This window comes from Clostridium yunnanense (assembly GCF_016595795.1).
Lineage (GTDB): Bacteria > Bacillota > Clostridia > Clostridiales > Clostridiaceae > Clostridium_AR > Clostridium_AR yunnanense.
On record NZ_JAENHN010000064.1, the window covers coordinates 65,913 to 88,162 of the forward strand.

Below are 22,250 nucleotides of genomic sequence, written 5' to 3' on the forward strand. Positions count from 1 at the left end.
AAAATAAAATCATTTAGTTTAGTTTAACTAAATGATATAAATTACATCTTGATTGAGTAGTATATTTCATCGAAGGATATGTCCTTTTGTTTTACTGCAAAAGTCATAGAGTTTATTATAAGTTTAGCTAATTTTTTAGCATTTATTAAAGGTTTGATCTCTCCTTTTTCAGTTGCTATATTAATTGATTTTTCTAAAGCCTCATAAATTTGATCAAATATATATTGATGAGGGCATCCTTTAGAGCCATCTGCCGTCATCATCATAAAGGTATCTATATAAGTAGATAAAAATTTATCTATATCAGAATAAATGAGAAATAATTTATCTTTTATGTGGATATTTTTATAAATAAGTGAATTAGAAAGTTCAATTACTTTATCCCAGTCGTTAGTTATAATCTCGATAATTAAAGCGTCTTTATTAGAGAAGTAATTATAAAAGGTTCCTATACCTATATTGCAGGATTTAGCAATGTCTCTTATATTGAAATTATTATAACCACTATTAGTAAGAACTAATCTACCTTCTTCGATAAGTTTATCTTTTATATTAAGTAATATCTTAGGCATTTAAAGCCTCCTTTGTTTTATGAACGATGTTCACTAATAATATTATTATATTGCAAATACTTTAAAATGCAACCAGCAAATTAAAATTTATAAAGATTTAATTTCAAATAGTAAGAAAATAGTTTATATTTAATGTAAGTTAATGACATAAGAATTTTTATTCTTTATATCTTTTATAATTTAATTATATTCATTGATATATATGAGTGACACTTAGAACATAATGTTATTTAAAGAATAAAAAATACGAATGTGTCGCCTGCCAGATTTTCCTCATATACATTCGGAAAGGCAGATGCGCAAAAAAATCACTAAAGAAAGTCGTTTCAGTGATTTTTTCAATATATAAATTAAATTATTGTGAAGAGAGGGATAAGTATGAGAAAGACTCGTACGGAAAGAAGTAAGGATTTAAAGAAGAAAAGGATATTAAAAGTGGCAAAACACGGATTAGTTCTTTTTTCTGCTAATATTGTAATAGGACTAGCGTTATCAATACCCTTAGTTTACTACGGACCTTTTGTAAATATAAAAGAGTTTATAGTTACAACTGCAATGACAACTCTTAGACACCAATACATAGCAACACTCTTTCTAAGCAATGAAGAAATAAATAAAATAATGGATAAACAAAAAATAGAGGATGACGTCAATAGTGACATCTCTCAGATCGCAGTACAAACAATTGCACCAGCTATAAATGAGTTAAGTAGTGGACAAGAGCAAGATACTAAGGATCCTTACAATGGAATAAAGCTAATTGATATAAGCAATGATAGATATAAAGGATATGTATTAGTAGTTGATGACCCTAAGAGAATAACGGTGGCTTCTTCTAATAAACTTGGAAACAGTGGTATGAAGCTAGATGACATAATGAAAGAAGAAAAAGCTTTAGTTGGTATAAACGCAGGTGGGTTTGAAGATGAAAATGGTAAGGGTAACGGTGGAAAACCTCTAGGTGTAGTAGTACATGAAGGAAATGTAGTATACGGAAAAGAAGGAGTAGAATACTCCGTAATAGGTTTCAATAATGATGGTGTTCTAGTCCTTGGGAGATACACTTTAAATCAAATAAAACAGAGTAATATTAAAGAAGCTGTTTCTTTTTCACCCTTCTTAATAGTAAATGGTGAGCCTACAATAAAAAGTGGAAATGGTGGATGGGGAATTGCTCCTAGAACTGCTATTGGACAAAGAAAAGATGGGTCTGTAGTTATGATTGTCATAGATGGACGTCAAGTATCAAGTGTGGGAGCGACATTAAGAGATGTTCAAGATATATTGCTTCAATATGATGTTTATAATGCAGCTAATTTAGATGGGGGAGCATCCACTACGATGTACTACAAAGATAAAATAATAAATAAACCATCATCTCTAGCTGGTCCAAGAACTTTACCTACAGCCTTTATAGTTAAGTAAATATAAATTTTATTACGAAGTAATACATCTATAGGTATCCAATAATAAAATAATATCTAATATGATATAATAAGCTGTATGGAATTTTTTGTACTATATGGGAGTGTGATGATTTTTGAGCTCGAGCCTTACGTGGGACTTTATAATATTAGTGGTTTTATTAGTTCTTTCTAGTTTTTTTTCAGCAGCAGAGACTGCTTTGATGTCTTTAAGTAAGATAAGAATAAGGCATTTAGTAGAAGAAAACATAAAAGGGGCTAAGCTAGTGAAAAAGCTAACAGAGGAACCTAATAAACTCTTAGGAAGTATTTTAATTGGCAATAATGTTGTGAATATAGGAGCTTCTGCTCTTGCCACAACTGTCACTGCAAGACTTGTAAAAAGTGATTGGGGTGTTGCTATAGCTACTGCAGTGATGACTATTTTAATATTAATATTTGGTGAGATTACTCCAAAGTCATTAGCTAAGCAGAAGTCTGAAGCTGTATCATTACGTGTAATAGGACCTATAAGTTTAGTAGTTAGTATATTAAAACCCTTTGTATTTATATTTAATAAAATCTCTCTAATTTTTATAAAAATGCTAGGTGGAGAGACTACTATAAGTCAACAGTTCATAACGGAAGAAGAACTTAAAACAATTGTAAACGTAAGTGAGGAAGAAGGCGTACTAGAAATTGAAGAAAAGCAGATGATATACAATGTATTTGAATTTGGAGACCTTCAAGTAAAAGATGTAATGGTGCAAAGGATTGATATTATTGCAGCAAGTGTAGAAGTTACCTATGAAGAAATAATTCAAATAATAAAAGATGAACAGTTTTCTAGAATACCAGTGTATGGTGAGACTATAGATGATATATTAGGAGTTTTAAATGTTAAAGATTTGATTCTAGCGGAAGATGTAAAAAATAATTTTTTAGTTAAGGACTATATGAGAACTCCTCTTTATACCTTTGAATTTAAGAAGATAACTGAACTTTTTAGTGAAATGAAAAAAACAAGAAACCATATGGCTGTAGTTTTAGATGAATATGGCGGAACTGTTGGAATTGTAACTATAGAAGATTTAGTTGAAGAAATTGTTGGCGAGATTGAAGATGAATATGATGATGAGACTGATAAGCATATTGAAGTGGTAAAAGAGGATGAGTATATTGTAGACGGAAGCATGAGGATTAATGATCTAAATGAATTAATAGGAATAAAGATAGAATCAGAGGAGTTTGATTCTATTGGCGGATTTATAATAGGGCAGATAGGTAAGATGCCGGAAGAAAAAGAGGAAGTATCCTATATTAACACAAGATTTGTAGTTGAAGAAGTGGAAAGAAATAGAATAAAGAAAGTTAGAATATTTACATTATAAACAATTAATTAGTAAAAGGCTTATGAATATGTCAGTGGTAAAAAAAGACCATATATTTAAGGAAATAACCTTCCTTAAATATATGGTCTTTAATTTTTATATATGAACTATATAAGGTTTATAATAGGTTGCTTTGTTCATAAACTACACTACATCTTTAATGTTTAAGTGTCTTATTATAGGAAAAAGTAGAGCACTTGATATCATTACTATGGCAAGAGGTATTAGTGCATAAGGTGAAAGTTCTGTTATGTCGTTATTTGAAGTTGCATTTAATATTAGAATGCAAGATACAACCATGAGCGGAATAGATATTTTAACAGTTGAGAAAAATGAGTATACTATGGAAACGAATGAGTTAAATATTGAATAGAATACTGCTAATACTAATATTTTTATGATCATTTCCTTAGTAAAGCTATCAGTAAGGGCTGGATGTATATAATTTGCTATATTAGCAACAGATAAAAATATAACTGCACCTACTATAGAAATTATTAAGCAGTATAGGCTCATAACTAAAAGCTTAGAGAAGTATATCTTGGTTCTGCTTATTGGATAGGTGAACATTATATTTATTGTCTTAGTCCTATATTCTTCCATGAAAAGTTCTCCTGAAAGGATACAGGTAAATACATTTGTTATTAGACTTATCAAAGCAAAGGAAAGTAAGATTACAGCATTCCAGGAGGTAAGTTTTTCATCACTATAAAGTACTGGAAGAATAATTAATGAGGATAGAATTAACGTTACTAGTATTCCTATGAACTTAGATCTTCTTTTTAGTTTTAAAAGTTCTATTCTTATTAAATTAAGCATTTTTAGTACCTCCTATAAGTGAAATAAAGTGATCTTCTAAAGAATCCTTTCGAGTGGTCAATGATATCACTTCTACATCATTGCTGATTAAAACTTTATTTATAATGGAGCTATTATCTAGTCTTTCATATATTCTTATCTTATCTATACCATCAACTACGAAGTTATTAATATGAAGTTTTTCTGTAAGCAAGAAAGCAGCTTTTTTCACGTCATTTACTGTTATCTCGATAGAATGTTTGTTTTTAGATTGGATGGTTGCATAGTCAATTTCTTCAAGTAGTTTACCTTTATGGATTATTCCGATAGTATCAGCAAGTTGTTCAATCTCACTTAGGATATGGCTTGATATAAGTATAGTAATTCCATGTTTTTTTGAAAGTGTTATTAGTAAATCTCTTATATGCTTTATACCTATAGGATCTAGACCATTTATAGGTTCATCTAACATCAAAAATTCAGGTTTTGTAAGGATTGCTCTTGCAATGCCAAGTCTCTGCTTCATCCCTAATGAAAATTCTTTTACGAGCTTGCCTTCAAAGTTATCTAGCTTAACCATATCTAATGCGTTTTGGATACAATCTTTATCTTCATATCCCATTAAGGTCTTATGAATTTCTAGGTTTTCTCTTGCAGTAAGAGTCTCATAAAATGCAGGGGTTTCAATGACACTACCAATTCTTTTGAATACTTCAAATCTATTTAAGTTTATAGGTTCACCGAAGAATTCTATGGAACCTGAAGTTGGTTTCAAAAGATTTACTATTAATTTTATTGTAGTAGTTTTCCCAGAACCGTTTTCTCCAAGGAAACCATAAATCTCACCTTTTTTTATATTAATACTTAAGTTATCTACGATTGTTTTATTCTTAAATTCTTTTGTAAGGTTAAAGGTTCTTAATGCATATACCATTATTAAATCCTCCTAATATTTTTAAGTAATTTAGTTAATATCAAAATTTCTTTGTTATAGACATTTCTACTAAGCACTTAAATGCAAATTCTTTATTTAAAGCTTAATCTTTAATAACAGTATATTTAAAATACCTTTAAAATTTTTAAAATAAACCTTACAAATTTCTTAAATAAATTAATAAACTTATCTTGAATTTTTATTTAAGTAGAATTTAAAGGAAGTCTTCTTGTAAGGAGAGCTCTCTAAGAAAATCTCTCCATCCATCTTTTTTACTAAGGTTTTAACGATAGTCAGACCTAATCCGCTTCCAGAATAATCTTTGTTACGGGAATCTTCTATTGTATACAATCTTTGGAAGACCTTATCTTTCTCTAATGAGTTGATACCTTTACCATTATCCCACTCTTCGATCCATACTAAATTATCTTCTTCGTATAGTGAAACACCAATTGAGGTTCCCTCATAACCATATTTTAAAGAATTGCTTATAAGATTGTTTAATATTCTTCCTACAGCTTCTTTGTTAGCATAGCAGTAGATGTTTGTATCTGGTATGGTTATTTCCATGGAGAGATTTTTTTCAGTAATTATACTGTAAAAGTTTAAAACTATTTCTCGGAGAGTTTCCGATATATTTATTTTCTCTAAAACTATTTCGTTGTCGCCAGATTCGAGTTTAGCTAAGGAGAAAAACTTATTAATAAGTTCTATAACTTCATTAGTTTTAGTGCCGAGCTTTAGTAAGTAGTCGTTTTTACCACTATCTGAAATATTCTTGTTATAATTTATTTGATCAATATAGCCAAGCATTACAGTCAATGGTGTTCTTAAATCATGAGAAACATTTGACAGCATCTTTTTCATTGATTCTCTAGATTCATAATCACTGATTTGAAGCTTGTGAAATTCATTAATTAAATGATTTATAGATTGGCATAAATTCTTTACTTCTTTATTTGAAAAGTTTACTCTAATTCTAAGATTAGTATTATTAGATGAAATATCTTCACAGATTGAGGAAATGTATTTTATATCTTTTTTTATCTTTAAATCTTTTACAAATAATAATAGGATTATTATTAATAGTATAAGAATTATTAACAGCAAAAGCTCTATCATAGCTATATATCTCCTAACTTATAACCGATTCCCCAGATAGTCTTTATATATTTAGGGTCAGAGGGATTATCCTCTATTTTTTCCCTAACTCTTCTAATATGAACCATAACAGTATTTTCATCCTTCATGAAATCGTCATGCCAAATAGATGAGAACAGTTGAGTCTTTGTGAATACTCTCTTAGGGTTTTCTAATAGTAATTTTATGATTTCAAATTCTTTTGCAGTTAGATCTATAGGGATTCCATTCTTTATCAACTGATAGTTGTCTAAGTCCAGTGTAAGTTCACCTCTTTGGATTTTAGATTCTTTTGGAAGAGAATTTTTAAAGTAGCCAATTCGCCTAAGTGATGCATTTATTCTGGCATTTAACTCATTTAATGAAAAAGGTTTAGTGATGTAATCATCAGCGCCTAATTCCAATCCTAGTATTTTATCTAATTCACTGTCTTTAGCTGAGATTATAATAACAGGTATGGTACTACTTTCTCTTACTTTTTTCAACACTTCTTTTCCATTAAGTTTAGGCAGCATAATATCTAGTATTATTAAATCAAAGTTATTGCTGTGAAATTCCTGCAGTGCCGATTCACCATCTTTAACTGAAGTGATAGAAAAGCCTTCATGTCTCAGATGATCATATACTAATTGATTAATTTCAATATCATCTTCTACTAATAATAAGTTGTAAATAACAAGTCACTCCTAACTAAAGATGAAACACTTCAATCCGAAATCTATTTTCAAAACTCCTCTGGGTTCTGAGAGGAGAATTTGAAAATATAAATTTAATTATGAAGTGGTTCATCTATATATAATTCTATAAATAAGTTATTATTTGAAATAAGATATCGGATATATTTATTATAAGTTTAAACAAGTATTATCATAGTATTGCTAAAAAATCTGATATATACTATATTTTACAGCAATAATCATATTCTTTAAAGATAGGAATGATAATGTATGAATTTTATGGAGGAAGCTCTTAAAGAAGCTCTCATTGCTAAAAGTTTAGATGAGGTACCGGTAGGAGCTGTAGTTGTTAAGGATGGAGTTATAATAGGAAGAGGACATAATTTAAGAGAAACAAGGAAATCTCCTTTAGCCCATGCTGAGATAGTTGCTATTGAAGAGGCTTCTAAGCATCTTGGATCCTGGAGACTAAGTGGATGTGAAATGTTTGTGACCTTGGAGCCCTGTGTTATGTGTGCAGGAGCAATAATACAAAGCAGATTATCAAAACTACATATAGGAACCTTTGACCCAAATGGAGGGGCTTGCGGATCTGTTATAAATCTAACTCAAAATACAAATCTAAGCTTTTTTGTACAGGTTAATTGGTGCTATGATGAGAGATGTAGCTTAATAATCAGTGATTTTTTTAAGGAGAGAAGAAAGAAGTGACCTAGATAAATAGAGGGTTAGTAGCTATTCTATCTATCTAGGTCATTTAATATTAATTATTGATATTTAATTTTTCGCATAATATTATTAAGTTTATCTACAGTAAGAATAACATCTTCTAGTGTATTGAAGTAGTTAAAGCTTAATCTAAGAAGTCCATTAGGAAAAGTATTTATTAATTTATTATAAGAACAGTTAGAAAACAGGCCTACTCCGGTATAAACTCCGTCTTCTAAAAGTTTTTCATGAACAGTAATAGGGTTTAGAGAGTCTAGTTTTAATGATACTATGCAGCTTCTATCGATGTTATTAGGTTTGCCTATAATTTGAAGGGCGTCTATATTCAATAATTCATTTATAAGTAAAGAAGTCAATTCATCAGTTTTAAATTTAATATTATCTATACCAATATTAAGTAGGAATTTTAGTGCAAGATTTAAGCCATATATACCTATATAATTTAGAGTTCCAAGTTCAAGCTTTTCATTAACAGCACTCATACTATTAGGAGGAACTTGACTATTCACACTACTTAATGAAGACATATTATCAATAAGTTTATCACTTCCAATAAAACCGCCTATGCCTTCTGGACCGAGTAAATACTTATTTCCACTAAAGATTATTGCATCTGCATGAATTTCTTCATTGTCTATGTTAATAGTTCCAAGACTTTGAGATGCATCAACTATAAAAAACAAGTTGTATTTAGCACAAATGTCTCCAATTTGTCTTAGTGGTAGGATTGTCCCAGATACGTTGGAAACATGGGATAACACAACTGCTTTTGTATGCCTGTTAATTAATCTAGGGATTATTGTAGTGTCCAGTTCGCCTGATTCAGTACAAGGGATTTTTGAAATGTCTAGACCGTTATATATCATAGAGTTTATGGGTTTCATAATAACATCATTTTCAACAGATGAAACAATAACATGATCATTTTTATTGAGTATGCCATTAAGGATCATATTAATTGCAAGTGTGGAATTTGAGGTAAATACTACATTGCCGTCATTCTTAAAGTTTACCAATCTACATAAAAGGCCTCTTGTTTCCTCTATCATGGACTTAATTTCTTCTATATATCCTATAAAGTTTCTATTTGATTCTAGCATTCTAAAATATTTAAAGATATTTTCATATAGATTAGGCACTTTTGGGTAAGAAGCGAAGGCATTATTTAAATAAATCGTTCTCATTTCATACCTCCAAATTTTATAAAGCTACTTTCATATTAAATATATTATTGAATATGACGTTTTATGAGATATAGATATGTAGTACTGAATAAAATTTATTTATCAGGTAAAAGACCATTAACAATTAAAGTGTACAAACTGTATGGATATAAGTGGTATAATTAAAGGGGACTAGTTAAATTATAGATAAACTACTTCGTATTAGAATGTATCCTAGGAGTTTATCAGTTCAGCGGAATAGATAATCCAGTTCTAGCTAATAAAACTAAGAGATAATCCTACTAAACTATTAATGTAATAGGATTATGAAATATATATTTAATTTGGAACTAGTTTATCTATAGAAAAACATTTTTAAAAAGTAAGTTTAGATAAATTTATAATTATTCATTTAGGTATATGGAGGGAGAAGAGAAATGGAAAAGATAGAAATGTTAGTGGGTTATGATATGAATCTATTTGCCCAAAGGTTTGAAGAGAATTCTAATAAGGTTTCGGGTTTTATGTATAATTACTTTAAATCTACTATAGGGGATAAGGTAGCTGGAATGAACTTGGAAGAAAATGTTCTTTTTGCATGGTCATATTATTTCGTTCAAATCGCCAATGAAAATTCTGAAGTTGGAGAAAAGATAATGCAGGGGATGCTAGCTCATTTTGATTATTTGATTAATTCAAAAGATGAAGTTGAGATAAGAAGTGCAGATACCAATAAACCAGATGAAAACAGACCTAAATACCTTCTTTTAGATGAAAGTTTTTGTTCAATTTGGTTTAAGTCTAGTATATGTTCAATGTTATCATATATATATGGACAAGATAGCCTTGAAAAAGCACATAAATTTTTAGAAGAGAATTATTACAGTAAAAATGAGAGATATAGAAGTATGATGCTGAAAACTGAAGACGAAGCATAACTTCATAAAGTATTTAGTGATAAAGCTGCTATATTGATTTTAGGTATAGCAGCTTTAATTTTATACTCTGATAAATTATAATAAAGAAAAATATAGATAACTAAAGTTTAGTATAAGAAAAAAGCTACCATTACAAATATAAAATATTCATATTATTGTACTTTTTATAATATAAATGTAGAGTTGTGAGTTATAGAGTCCTTAGTAAAATTATTAGTTTACACATAATTAAAGTAAAAAAATGTAAATATATATTGAATAAGTTCATGGTTCAGTGATATAATTTAAATTGGTTTGAAGCTGAGCTTGAAGCATTTTCTAGAGTACAACGTAATAATTTTTAAAATTGGTAACAATATAAAATGTACGAGAGTATATTGTATATAGATAAAACACTGAAGGATAATAACAATTATCCTGGGACGAATGAGCCCGTTAAAATTGGGACGAAAGAGCCCGTGAAAAAGGCACCTGCCAAGGTGCCTTTTGTTATATGCGTTATTCTAGATACCGAAGTTTTTCCTCAAAGCATAATGAACTATAAATTTTTCTGAGAAATTAGGATTGGATGAACCTCCATCTCCATAACACCAAGTTATCTTATATTTAGGTTTTTTGATATTTCTACTTATGTTTTTTGTATTACCTATAACACCAAACTTATATAAAAAATTTAGGCAGTTATCTATGCTAGTTATGCTTGGATAATTGGTTGAATTTTCATTATAGAAATTCTTTATGGTGGCATAGTCAAAGGTTTGATATTTAAGATCTCTTATTATGTTTAGAGATTCTTGTACTACTTTTGGGCTATTATGAATAGATAATTCATTCTCTAATTCATTTAAAAACTTACTTGAATAGGTTGCCTTACAACTAGTAAAAAGTTGAGATCCAAAGTATTTTGCATTTGGATAGGTATTCTTTATAATGTTTAGATAATTTATTATATCTCTTGGTCGCCCGAAGCTATAATCCATAAGATAATCAGAGGCCTCTTGATGATTAATTTTTTCAGGAAACAGTCTTCTATAAAGACCTTCTTTGCTCATGTTGGAAAAGTCATTTACAGAAACAGAAATTTTAGATAATACCATATCCATTAAGGGATTTTCCCAAGGATCCTTATAATTATTTTTTGGCCAATTCAGGTTCACTTCTGAGTCAACAATAAGTCTATTAAGATTAGCTGAATATAAATGAAGCATATTTAGAATATCATCTCGAAGCAATATGAGTATACGACTATTGGAGGAATTAGTATTTACAAGCTTTAAGTTTATGTCATTGCTTACAGCAATTAATGAAAGTAATAAATCTATATATGAAAAATCATCTTGCATATTTCGTTGAAATTCATCTAAATCATCATATATCAATACTAAGTTATAATTTGGCAAGCATTTGTTTAGTAAACCATCTAATTTATTAAGTAGATTATAATACTTGTTTTTTTGAAAGTTTTTAGTTATGTTATAAGCTATTTCAGCAGAAGTATTTATTTCATTTAAGGCAGTAGGGATTTTCACTATTCCACCAAGTTTATTATTACTACTTTTACTATAGGAATTTACAGTAAAAATACTATCTGAATAAAGATTACAATAAAAACGTTTTAACCTATTATGATAAAACACTGTTTTTATATTTTGAGGGTTTGGTTTGCCGGACAATATTAATTTACATATCTCCAAAAGGATTGTCCATTTCCAAAACACTGAAAGTTCGCTTTTAGGAAGTATTGTTTCGTTTAGATCAATTAAGCTTTGGAGATTAAAATCATTTATTTTTCTAGTGGTGCATAGATATCCAGTGTTTGCATAGTTTTTTTCAATATATTTAGCTAATATTGTTTTTCCAGTGCCTTTTCGTCCTGAAATTATGAATTTGTTTTTATTTGATATTATCTCATCATAATTACTATTTATATAAAATAAGTCCAAAAAATTTTTTTCATTGGATTCACTTTCACCATTGGCGTAACCGATAAATATATCTTTAAGCTTAATATTATCATTAAAAAGAGTAATGTTTTTAGACAATAAAATCACCCACTAAGTTTTAATATAAATATTAATAATATTATAATACAATTTCAAAAAAATTCCAATGAATTGTTACTGACAAAATATTATGTTGTTACTATACTTTAATATATATATAAAATAAGAAAAACATTCTAAATAAATATATAAATATTTAAAGTAATTGGATTTATACATATATGAAAATATTGTTATAAGAAAAAATGAATAATTTGCTTGACCAACTTGCATTTTGTAAATATAATATTATTATGTTAAGTGAAAAATTATAAATTATTATAAAGAACAATGGCGTTCTTTGAGGGGTATACTATACCCTTTAAAGGGCGTCTTTTAAATTATTGAGGGGGAAAGAATAATGTTAAAAAAAGCATTAGCGCTGCTTACTGCAGTTACAATTTTAGGGGCTACTTTTGTAGGATGTTCAAAGAAGGATGAAGGAACAAATAAAAAATATGTCATAGCTACGGATGCTACATATGCACCATTTGAATACGAAAAGGACGGAAAATACATAGGGATAGACATGGATTTACTTGATGCAATTGCAAAGAGTGAAAACTTCCAATATGAATTAAAGCCAATGAACTTTAAAGGAATAATTCCTGGAATGACTTCAAATCAAATTGATGCAGCTATAGCTGGTATGAGTATAACTGATGAAAGAAAGAAGTCTTTAGATTTCTCAGAAGGATACTTTGATGCAGGTATATCAATAGTAGTTAAAGCTGAAAATGATAAAATAAAATCAGCAGACGATTTAAAAGGAAAGATATTTGCTGTTAAGAAGGGTACAGCTGGTTCTAAATTTGCAGAAGATAACAAAGACAAATATGGTGCTACTATAAGATACTTTGATGATTCTCCATCAATGTTCCAAGAAGTTATAAATGGAAACGCAGACGTTACTTTTGAAGATTATCCAGTTATAGCATATAAGATTTCAACTGATTCTACACCTACATTAAAAGTTGTTGGTGATAGATTAACTAAAGACCAATACGGATTTGCAGTAGTTAAGGGAAAGAACAAAGAATTACTTGATAAATTCAATACTGGATTAAAGAAGCTTAAAGAAAATGGCGAATATGATAAAATACTTTCAAAATATATTAAGAAGTAATAGGAGGTTCTAAATGGATAGTTTTTCTATAATTAAAGATAGCCTCCCAAGTTTATTAAGCGGATTAACGGTAACTATGAAGCTTACTGTTATATCTCTATTTTTTGCATCTATACTTGGATTAGTATTTGGACTATTAAACATATCTAAGAATAAGGTTCTAAAGTCAATTGCAGTTATTTACGTTGACATAATAAGAGGAACACCTCTTATTGTACAAGCGTTTTTTATTTACTTTGCTATTCCTAGTGCTATGGATATAAAAATTGGAGCTGAATTTGCTGGCTGTTTGGCATTAAGTCTAAATGCAGGTGCTTATATGGCAGAAATATTCAGAGCTGGTATACAGTCGCTGGATAAAGGTCAGATGGAAGCTGCAAGAAGTTTAGGTCTTCCGTACTCCAAGGCTATGACTAAGGTAATATTGCCGCAGGCCATAAAGAGAATGACTCCTGCGATAATAAATCAATTTATAATATCCTTAAAGGATACTTCAATATTATCAGTAATAGGTATAAGGGAACTTACACAAAGTGGTGAAATAGTAATTGCATCTAACTTTAAATCAACTGAGATATGGGGTACAGTAGCAGTAATGTATTTCGTAATTATAACATTGCTTTCAATCATCTCTAAGAGACTAGAAAGGAGCATGTAAAATGATAAAAGTTAATGGATTAAAGAAACATTTTGGAAAGCTGGAAGTATTGAAAGGTATTGATTTATATGTAAGTCAAGGTGAAGTGCTTTGCCTTATAGGTCCATCTGGATCTGGTAAGAGTACACTGCTTAGATGTTTAAACAGACTAGAAGATATAGATGGCGGAAGCGTACTTATAGACGGAGAAGCTATAAATGATTCAAGGATTGATATAAATAAAGTAAGAGAAAAGATAGGGATGGTTTTTCAATCATTTAACTTATTTCCTCACTTAAATGTAATTGATAATATTACATTGTCTCCAGTTGAATTAAAAAAGATGAGTAAGGCAGATGCTAAGAAGAAGGCTTTAGAACTTTTGGAGAAAGTAGGTCTTTCTAGTAAAGCAAATGAATATCCGGACAATTTATCTGGTGGACAGAAACAAAGAGTTGCTATAGCTAGAGCTTTAGCTATGAATCCAGAGATAATGCTTTTCGATGAACCTACATCTGCCCTAGATCCAGAAATGGTTGGGGAAGTATTGCAGGTTATGAAAGAGCTAGCTAATGAAGGAATGACTATGATAGTAGTAACTCATGAAATGGGGTTTGCTAGAGAAGTTGCTGATAGGGTTATCTTCATGGATGGTGGATATATTGTTGAACAAGGTGATCCTAAGGATATTTTCTCCAATCCTCAAAATGATAGAACTAAAGATTTCTTAAATAAGGTTTTATAAAATAAATTTAAATTTGTAATGTTTAAGATTTATATTTAAAGTGATTTAATACTGAAGTAAGCTTCAGGGTTAAATCACTTTTTTACTTTAAAGAAAGAAATAAAGTTTTTGAGTTAGCTAAACCTAGATATTTCAATTGTTTTAGAAGTTTTTTATAGGAATAAAATAAATAAACAAAATCAGTAAAAAACAAGTAAAAAAGTATTGAAGTTTTACTAAAAAAGATATACAATTTGATTATGATAACCTTTTCTGTTTAGTGTTTATAAAATAAAACTAATGCGAATTTATATATTTTTAAATTATTTTGGGAGGTATTTATAATGGTAGAAAGTTTAAAACATGACTTTAAAGCTATTTTTGAAACTGAAGGGGATGGAGTTTATTTTGCTCCAGGAAGAGTGAATCTTATTGGTGAGCATACTGATTACAATGGAGGTAATGTATTTCCTTGTGCATTAACTTTTGGTACCTATGCTGTTGCAAAGAAAAGAACAGATAAAAAAGTAAGAATGTACTCAAAAAACTTTGAGGACCTTGGAGTTATAGAGTTTGAATTAGATGAGTTAACTTATAAGAAAGAGCATGATTGGGTTAATTATCCTAAGGGTGTTCTATGGGCATTTAGTGAGAATGGATATAAGTTGGATGATGGAGTAGATGTACTTTTTTATGGAAATATACCTAACGGAGCAGGTTTGTCTTCATCAGCATCAATTGAGCTTGCTACTGCTGTAATATTAAAAGATTTATTTTCATTTGATCTAGATATGATAGAAATGGTGAAGTTAGGGAAGCAAGCTGAAAACAGCTTCATTGGAGTAAACTGTGGCATAATGGATCAATTTGCTATAGGAATGGGCAAAGAAGGTTGTGCTATTCTATTGGATACAAATACTCTAGAATATGATTATGCTAAGTTAGATATAGACGGTTCATCAATAGTAATTGCGAATACAAATAAGAGAAGAGGACTGGCTGATTCGAAATATAATGAGAGAAGAAGCCAATGTGAAGAAGCGCTAAAGGATTTACAAGTGGAACTAGATATAAAATCCCTAGGTGAACTTAAGGAAGAGAAATTCGAAACGTATAAACACCTAATTAAAGATGAAGTTAATGTAAGAAGAGCTAAGCATGCAGTCTATGAAAATCAAAGAACTTTAAGAGCTGTTGAGGCTTTAAACAATAAGGATATAGAGCTATTTGGGAAATTGATGAATGATTCACATATATCATTAAGAGATGATTATGAAGTTACTGGAATAGAGCTTGATACTTTAGTAGAACTTGCATGGGCGCAAAATGGAGTTATAGGATCAAGAATGACTGGAGCAGGTTTTGGTGGGTGTACAGTAAGTATAGTAAACAATGAAGCGGTAGAAGAGTTTATTAAAAATGTAGGCTCTAGTTATAAAGATAAGATAGGGTATGAAGCAACTTTTTATGTAGCTCAAATAGGTGATGGTGCTAGAAAGTTGTAAGCGCAACTGTTAAACTATTATAGAAGTAGTAAAAATTTAACTACAGATGTACCATTTCGAACCGACATATATTTTTAAAACTCTCACGGGTTCTGGTGAGAGAATTTAAAAATAATAAATTTTATTACGAAGGTGGTACATCAGTATAATATGTAGGAGATGATTGTTGTGAGTATTTTAGTATGTGGCGGAGCAGGTTATATAGGATCTCATTGTGTTTATGAGCTTATTGAAAGAGGGGAAGAAGTTGTAGTTGTAGATAATCTCCAAACTGGACATAAAGAGGCTTTACATCCAGAAGCAAAGTTCTATGAGGGGGATATAAGAGAGTACGATTTCCTTGATAAGGTTTTTAAGGATAACAAAATAGAAGGAGTAATTCACTTTGCAGCTAACTCACTTGTTGGTGAAAGTATGCAATTACCGTTAAAGTATTACAATAATAATGTTCATGGTACTGAGGTATTACTTCAAGCAATGGTTGATAATAATATAAAAAAGATAGTGTTTTCATCTACTGCAGCAGTTTATGGTGAGCCAGAAAGAGTTCCTATAACTGAAACAGATAAGACAGAACCTACTAACACTTATGGTGAGACAAAACTTGCTATGGAAAAGATGATGAAGTGGGCTGACAAGGCACATGGCTTAAGATATATAGCTCTTAGATATTTTAATGTTGCAGGAGCTCATCCAAATGGATTAATAGGGGAAGCTCATAATCCTGAAACTCATTTAATTCCACTTATATTGCAAGTTCCTTTAAATAAGAGAGAAAAGATAAGTATTTATGGCGAGGATTATGACACTAAGGATGGAACATGTATAAGAGACTATATACATGTAAAAGATCTTATTGATGCACATATATTAGCCTTTAATAAATTAAGAGATGGATGGCAAAGTGATGTTTTTAATTTAGGAAATGGCAGTGGTTTTACTGTTAAAGAAATGATAGATGCAGCTAGAAAGGTTACATCACATGCAATACCAGCAGAAGTATGTCCAAGAAGGGCTGGAGATCCAGCTGTTCTTATAGCATCAAGTGAGAAAGCTAAAAATATCTTAGGTTGGGAGCCTAAATATAATAATGTAGAAGAGATAATAGCGGCTGCTTGGAAGTTCCATGAAAGTCATGTAAATGGATTTGAGGAATAAAGGGCTACTTTAAATTATAGGGGATATGAAGAAATGGATATAAATATTTCAAAAGAAATAGAAAAACTATTAGAATATGCTATAAATAAGGAATTAATAGATCCACTAGATAGGATATATACCAGAAATAGGTTGATGGAAGTATTGCAGTTGCAAGAACTTGAGTGTATTGAAGCAGGCGAAGAATTTGAAGAGTTAGAGCCTATATTAGATAACATACTCGCTTGGGCGTTGGACAATGATATCCTAAATGATAGTGGGTTTGTTTCTAGGGATTTATTTGATACTAAGATCATGGGATGCCTTATAGGTAGACCTTCTGAGGTAATACAAAAATTCTATTCTTTATATGATTCAGATAAGAAAAAAGCTACTAAGTTTTTTTATAACTTGAGTATAGATTCTAATTACGTAAGGATGAATAGAATCAAAAAGAACTTGAATTGGAAGGTAAATACTGAATATGGAGATATAGACATAACCATAAATTTATCTAAACCAGAGAAAGATCCTAAGGAAATAGCAAAAGCTAAAAGTATTCCATCAAGCTTATATCCCAAATGTCTTTTATGTAAAGAAAATGAAGGCTATGAAGGAACATTGAATCATCCGGCTAGACAAAATCACAGAATAGTTCCATTAGAGCTTAATAAAGAAACTTGGTATCTGCAATACTCACCGTATATTTATTATAATGAGCATTGTATTGTATTAAAAGATAAGCATGAGGAAATGAAGTTAACAAAGAGTACATTTTTAAGATTACTACAATTTGTTGAAAAATTCCCTCACTACTTTATAGGCTCTAATGCAGACCTACCTATCGTAGGAGGATCCATCTTGACACATGACCATTTTCAAGGTGGAAACTATGAGTTTGCAATGGCTGCAGCTCCTATTGAAAAAAGTTATATCGTTAAAGGCTTTGAGGAAATATCAATAGGAAGAGTAAAGTGGCCTATGAGTGTTATTAGGTTGCAAGCTAATAGCGTAGAGAAGCTTATGGAGTTTTCTGATTATATCTTTACTAAGTGGAAAAGTTATTCTGATGAGTCGGTAGACATCATTGCATTTACAGAAAATGTGCCTCATAACACAATAACTCCTATTGCTAGAAGACGAGGAGAGTTATTTGAGATTGATTTAGTTCTTAGAAATAATAGGACTTCTAAGGAACACCCATTTGGAATCTTTCATCCACACCAAGAACTTCATCATATAAAGAAGGAAAATATAGGTCTTATAGAAGTGATGGGACTCGCAGTACTTCCACCTAGACTGAAAGGTGAGCTGAAGGAATTAGAGGAATATTTAGTTGATAAACATAAAATACAAAGTATTAAAGAAGATTCTAATATATTTAAGCATAAAAAGTGGGCAGAGGATATAGTTTGCAAATATAATAATATAGACGAGTCTAATGTTTATGAAATAATTAAACAAGAGGTTGGATTAAAGTTTATAAAGGTTCTTGAACATGCAGGTGTATTTAAGAGAAATGAAACAGGTATAAAGGCTTTTGATGACTTTATAATGAGTTTATAGTATAGGGTTCCATTACGAAAACTTAAGTTATGCATGTTCGAAAAACTCGGCTTCTGGTGAGAAAATTTGGGAATATAAATTTTATTACGAAGTAATATATCTATCAAAGAGAAAATACAAGTTATTTGCCTAACTAATTCTTGCACTCATATAAAGAAGCGCAAGTAGGCAAAAAAGCCGCTAATGAAAATACATTAGCGGTTTTTTACTGTTAAGAGACCTTTTTATTATATTTACAACTTAAAAAGTAGCTTTTAAATTGTATTTAGTAGCAGTGCTATAAGCACTGTTATATCCAAAGACTAGTACATAGTATGTGCCGGAAGTGGATGGTGTGTAGCTTATACTTTCAGAAGTTGTAGAGCCATTAGTTGATTTGGCAACTAATGTACCACTGCTATTATATAGATATAAGTCATAATCCTTTGGTAAGTTAGTTAAACTTATGCTTATAGCCTTTCCGCCAGTAGCGCTTAACTTATAGTAATCTTTATCAGTAGATGTGCCTATATATGAACTATAAGTTGTACCAGAAGTGATAGCATAAGCTTGACTTGTAGAATCATTTGGTTCATATGGATCGCTTACAGATGTAGCACCTATTCCAACAGTAGTAAATGCATTATTTACTGCTGTTACTTCTGCACTAGAAGCACCATATAAGTCTGTTGCAGCTTTTACTAGAGCATTTCTAGCGCCAAGGAAGTCTGTTGATGCAGTCATATAGGTGGTTAATCCTCTGTAGTATATCTTAGAGGTTTTTTCACAACCAAGAGACTGAGCCACAAGGTATGCTGCTTTATTAGTTATACCACTGTTGGTATGAACTCCGCCGTAATCGCTAGTAGTATGAACATAATTACTATAGGTAGCTGGTTGACCATACAATGTAGGGTTAGCTAAGCTTCTTAATGCATCACCAGGAGTTCCTGGAGTATAAACATCATCTCCAACTACCCAATCTGATGAATTAAACTGCCATGTTCCACCACCTTTAACATTATATCTGTCATAAGTTTGTATTAATACTCCCATCACGTCAGACATTGACTCGTTTAAAGCACCTGGTTCATCTTGATAATTAAGATTAGCTGAGTATTCAGTTACTCCATGAGTTAGTTCGTGACCGACAACGTCTAAATCTCCACTAAGATATGTGAAGGTAGTACCATCGCCATCACCATAAACCATTTGAGTGCCATCCCAGTAAGCATTATTATAAGCATTGTCATAATGAGCTGTTGAGATTATTGACATACCGTTATTATCTATACTATTTCTTCCAAGAAGGTTTTTATAGAAGTCATAAACAACTCCTGCAAAGTAATGAGCACTTACAGATGCTTTAAAGGCTGTTGTGTTAAAAGTAGAAGATGTATTTGATACTATAGTACCAGGCTGTACTTGTTTGTTGTTTGCGGTATAAGTCTTTATTTGACCAGTCATTGGTTTAGTAGTATCAATCATTTGATAAGATGATCCAGAAAGATATAAGTTTAATGGCTTAGAGCTTCCATCTACTGCAGTTCCTGTTCCAGTAGTAGCTCCATCAAATCTTATCTTACTTTGCTTATCAATTACACTTCCTGAGTTTGTGTCAACAAATACATCCCAGTTGGCTATCTCAGGATTTGTATAGTAGATATTAACTTTATATGTGTCATAAGCTTTTCCCTCTAATACTATTACTTGTTTTTCTACAGTTGGTTCTTTCTTTAAAGTATCAAATTTGAATTGTTTTTTTGCAATATCTATAGCTTGTTTATCTGTAATAGTGCTGTTAGCTAATGTTTTTGGAGCTTCTATATCATTAGCAACTGAACCAGATATGTTAGATACAACACCATCTTTATTAAATTGAACTAAGATTTCTGCTCCTCTCACTGGTGTGCCATTCATTAATTGAACAGCTTTTACATTGGTAAAACCGAGTTCATCTTTTTTTAGAGAAAGAATCTTAAAGTTGTTAGAATTACCTTTTACAGAAAGTAAGTCTTTATTCTCTTCAAGGAAGGTTAAAGCAGACTTCTCATCAATATTCTGCTTTTCTGAAAGTTTTCCAGAAACAAAGACTTGAAGCTTTCCATTCTTTTCATTGCTTTTATGAAGATCAGTTTTTATCTTTCCTTCACTTAATTTTGAAAGCTTGTCCATTATTTCTGCTTTTTTATCATTAGTATTAATACTTGGTTCTAACGCTTTAGCTTGTACTGCGTATGTGGTAACTACTGATAAAGCTATTAGAGATGATATGATTTTTTTCTTCATTTTAGTTCCCCCTTTTTATATGTTTGTTTATAACCCTAAATAAATGCCCCTTAAACCAGAATTATTGCCCCAAAATTCTTGGCCAGAGAATATTTAAACCACAGTAATGCAATGGTTTAAGTTAACAGATTAAAGAGTTTAATTTATATTATATCTTTCAAACAAATATATAAAGTTCCATTTTAATGAGAAATTGGTTAAAAAATGAAAATATCTTTATGGATTTAGCAAAAGCTTTATTTATCTTATGTTTACAAAAAGTAATTATATTTGTTAACATTATGATGTGCAAAACAGAAAACAAGAGATTTATATAAATAATTAGGTTACATAATGTTTTTGTATAAACTTTAGATTTAATAATATATGTAATTTAAAATCCATTAGATTAGTATAAATAATTACATAAGATGAATATAATTATTAAGGTAATAAAATGGTAATTATAGATATATAAATTTTAAGCTTAATTTATATTTAAGCCTTCTATTTCCTAAGAAATATATAAGGGGGACATTATAAATGAAGATTGACATAATTTCAGGCTTCTTAGGGTCAGGTAAGACTACTTTGATAAAAAAACTCATTAGCGAACAGTTATATAAGGAAAAAGTAGTAATTATAGAAAATGAATATGGTGAAGTGGGTATAGATGGTGCTTTACTTTGTGAAAATGATATAAAAGTAAAAGAACTTGTATCCGGTTGTATATGTTGTAGTATAGCTGATGATTTTGTTAAAAGTATTGGTAGCATATTAAAAGAATACAATCCGGATAGATTAATTATAGAACCATCAGGTGTAGCTAAGTTATCAAAAGTGGTTTCGCTTATTAGGACATGTAGTGCCTTAGCTAATAAGAAAATAAATATCCAGGCTGTGGTAGTTGATATAAAAAACTTTGATATGTATATAACTAACTTCGGAGAGTTTTATACAAATCAAATAGTTAATGCGAGAACTGTAATACTTAGTAGAACCCAAAATACTAGTGATCAGGAATTTACTCATGTAGTGATGGCGATAAGAAAGATAAATCCACGATGTTCTATAATAACAACTCCGTGGGAGCGATTATCTTCTCAAAGAATACTCACTGTTTGTGAACAAAGATTAGAAGATTTAATGAGAGACTCTAATCAGGCAAGAAAAACTTTAAATATTACTCATGTCATAAGAGATTCTAGAATATCTACAAATAGTGATGCAAAGGATGTATTTGAAGTTTGGTCTAAAGAAATTACAGATAGATTTACAGTTGATGAAATTAAAATTGTATTAGAAAAATTGAAGGATGAAAGAGTTGTTGGACTTATTATAAGGGCTAAAGGAATTGTTGAATTGACTGATGAGAATTGGATTCAATTTGATTACATTAATGACTATATAAATATAAATTATATAAAAGCTAAAGATTCAAGAAGGATATCTGTAATAGGTATAGATCTAAATAGACCAATGATAGAAGAACTATTTTCTTCTCATCTATAAAATCAATCG

General features: G+C 30.2%; 19 protein-coding genes. 11 read left to right on the forward strand and 8 right to left on the reverse strand.

Features of this window, described 5'->3' with window-relative positions:
* Positions 1-41: 41 nt before the first annotated feature.
* Positions 42-572: a TetR/AcrR family transcriptional regulator gene (locus tag JHL18_RS22945; protein WP_200273632.1), complete on the reverse strand. Its 531-nt coding sequence runs from the start codon at positions 570-572 to the stop codon at positions 42-44.
* A 378-nt stretch (positions 573-950) separates the two neighbouring features.
* Here JHL18_RS22945 and JHL18_RS22950 point away from each other — a divergent pair, with 378 nt between their 5' ends.
* Together JHL18_RS22950 and JHL18_RS22955 are read left to right on the forward strand one after the other, a co-directional pair.
* Positions 951-1,997, forward strand: a complete 1,047-nt coding sequence (locus tag JHL18_RS22950) for a phosphodiester glycosidase family protein (RefSeq protein ID WP_200273634.1) — start codon at positions 951-953, stop codon at positions 1,995-1,997.
* Positions 1,998-2,112: 115 nt separating this feature from the next.
* Complete coding sequence (locus JHL18_RS22955; protein WP_200273636.1) at positions 2,113-3,366, forward strand: HlyC/CorC family transporter; 1,254 nt, start codon at positions 2,113-2,115, stop codon at positions 3,364-3,366.
* Between the two features lie 144 nt (positions 3,367-3,510).
* Here the strand turns inward: JHL18_RS22955 and JHL18_RS22960 are convergent, their stop codons facing one another.
* From JHL18_RS22960 to JHL18_RS22975, 4 genes are all read right to left on the reverse strand, one after another.
* Positions 3,511-4,185, reverse strand: a complete 675-nt coding sequence (locus JHL18_RS22960) for an ABC transporter permease (RefSeq protein ID WP_200273638.1) — start codon at positions 4,183-4,185, stop codon at positions 3,511-3,513.
* Positions 4,178-5,098, reverse strand: a complete 921-nt coding sequence (locus tag JHL18_RS22965) for an ATP-binding cassette domain-containing protein (protein WP_200273640.1) — start codon at positions 5,096-5,098, stop codon at positions 4,178-4,180. The genes JHL18_RS22960 and JHL18_RS22965 overlap by 8 nt, the downstream gene beginning before the upstream one ends.
* A 186-nt stretch (positions 5,099-5,284) precedes the next feature.
* The gene (locus JHL18_RS22970; RefSeq protein WP_200273642.1) at positions 5,285-6,220 is read right to left on the reverse strand and encodes a sensor histidine kinase; all 936 of its coding nucleotides are present in this window, start codon (positions 6,218-6,220) and stop codon (positions 5,285-5,287) included.
* A gap of 2 nt (positions 6,221-6,222) precedes the next feature.
* Positions 6,223-6,912: a winged helix-turn-helix domain-containing protein gene (locus JHL18_RS22975; protein WP_200273750.1), complete on the reverse strand. Its 690-nt coding sequence runs from the start codon at positions 6,910-6,912 to the stop codon at positions 6,223-6,225.
* Positions 6,913-7,185: 273 nt separating this feature from the next.
* Between JHL18_RS22975 and JHL18_RS22980 the strand changes: the two genes are divergently transcribed.
* On the forward strand, positions 7,186-7,626 hold the full coding sequence (locus JHL18_RS22980; RefSeq protein WP_200273644.1) for a nucleoside deaminase: 441 nt from the start codon (positions 7,186-7,188) through the stop codon (positions 7,624-7,626).
* 56 nt (positions 7,627-7,682) lie between these two features.
* Here JHL18_RS22980 and JHL18_RS22985 read toward each other — a convergent pair whose 3' ends face one another.
* Positions 7,683-8,828 carry an aminotransferase class V-fold PLP-dependent enzyme gene (locus JHL18_RS22985; RefSeq protein ID WP_200273646.1) on the reverse strand — a complete coding sequence of 382 codons (1,146 nt, stop codon included), beginning with the start codon at positions 8,826-8,828 and terminating at the stop codon, positions 7,683-7,685.
* Positions 8,829-9,244: 416 nt separating this feature from the next.
* Between JHL18_RS22985 and JHL18_RS22990 the strand changes: the two genes are divergently transcribed.
* A complete protein-coding gene (locus JHL18_RS22990; protein WP_200273648.1) occupies positions 9,245-9,745 on the forward strand; it encodes a hypothetical protein in 501 nt (166 codons plus the stop codon).
* A gap of 503 nt (positions 9,746-10,248) precedes the next feature.
* On the opposite strand, the gene JHL18_RS22995 is transcribed toward JHL18_RS22990, so the two are convergent.
* A complete protein-coding gene (locus tag JHL18_RS22995) occupies positions 10,249-11,787 on the reverse strand; it encodes a P-loop ATPase, Sll1717 family (RefSeq protein WP_200273650.1) in 1,539 nt (512 codons plus the stop codon).
* Between the two features lie 361 nt (positions 11,788-12,148).
* Between JHL18_RS22995 and JHL18_RS23000 the strand changes: the two genes are divergently transcribed.
* The 6 genes from JHL18_RS23000 (at position 12,149) to galT (ending at position 18,482) form a co-directional block, all read left to right on the forward strand.
* Positions 12,149-12,913: a transporter substrate-binding domain-containing protein gene (locus tag JHL18_RS23000; RefSeq protein ID WP_200273652.1), complete on the forward strand. Its 765-nt coding sequence runs from the start codon at positions 12,149-12,151 to the stop codon at positions 12,911-12,913.
* 13 nt (positions 12,914-12,926) lie between these two features.
* The gene (locus JHL18_RS23005; RefSeq protein WP_200273654.1) at positions 12,927-13,571 is read left to right on the forward strand and encodes an amino acid ABC transporter permease; all 645 of its coding nucleotides are present in this window, start codon (positions 12,927-12,929) and stop codon (positions 13,569-13,571) included.
* A 1-nt stretch (position 13,572) separates the two neighbouring features.
* On the forward strand, positions 13,573-14,295 hold the full coding sequence (locus JHL18_RS23010) for an amino acid ABC transporter ATP-binding protein (protein ID WP_200273656.1): 723 nt from the start codon (positions 13,573-13,575) through the stop codon (positions 14,293-14,295).
* 323 nt (positions 14,296-14,618) lie between these two features.
* Complete coding sequence (locus JHL18_RS23015; RefSeq protein WP_200273658.1) at positions 14,619-15,779, forward strand: galactokinase; 1,161 nt, start codon at positions 14,619-14,621, stop codon at positions 15,777-15,779.
* A gap of 168 nt (positions 15,780-15,947) precedes the next feature.
* Entirely contained in the window at positions 15,948-16,937 is a 990-nt protein-coding gene (gene galE / locus JHL18_RS23020) for a UDP-glucose 4-epimerase GalE (RefSeq protein ID WP_200273660.1), read from the forward strand.
* Between the two features lie 33 nt (positions 16,938-16,970).
* Positions 16,971-18,482, forward strand: a complete 1,512-nt coding sequence (gene galT / locus JHL18_RS23025; RefSeq protein WP_200273662.1) for a UDP-glucose--hexose-1-phosphate uridylyltransferase — start codon at positions 16,971-16,973, stop codon at positions 18,480-18,482.
* A gap of 240 nt (positions 18,483-18,722) precedes the next feature.
* Here galT and JHL18_RS23030 read toward each other — a convergent pair whose 3' ends face one another.
* Positions 18,723-20,750, reverse strand: a complete 2,028-nt coding sequence (locus JHL18_RS23030) for a M4 family metallopeptidase (protein ID WP_200273664.1) — start codon at positions 20,748-20,750, stop codon at positions 18,723-18,725.
* Between the two features lie 522 nt (positions 20,751-21,272).
* On the opposite strand from JHL18_RS23030, the gene JHL18_RS23035 reads away from it, so the two are divergent.
* Positions 21,273-22,241, forward strand: coding sequence for a CobW family GTP-binding protein (locus tag JHL18_RS23035; protein ID WP_200273666.1), 969 nt, complete (start codon positions 21,273-21,275; stop codon positions 22,239-22,241).
* Positions 22,242-22,250: the final 9 nt, after the last annotated feature.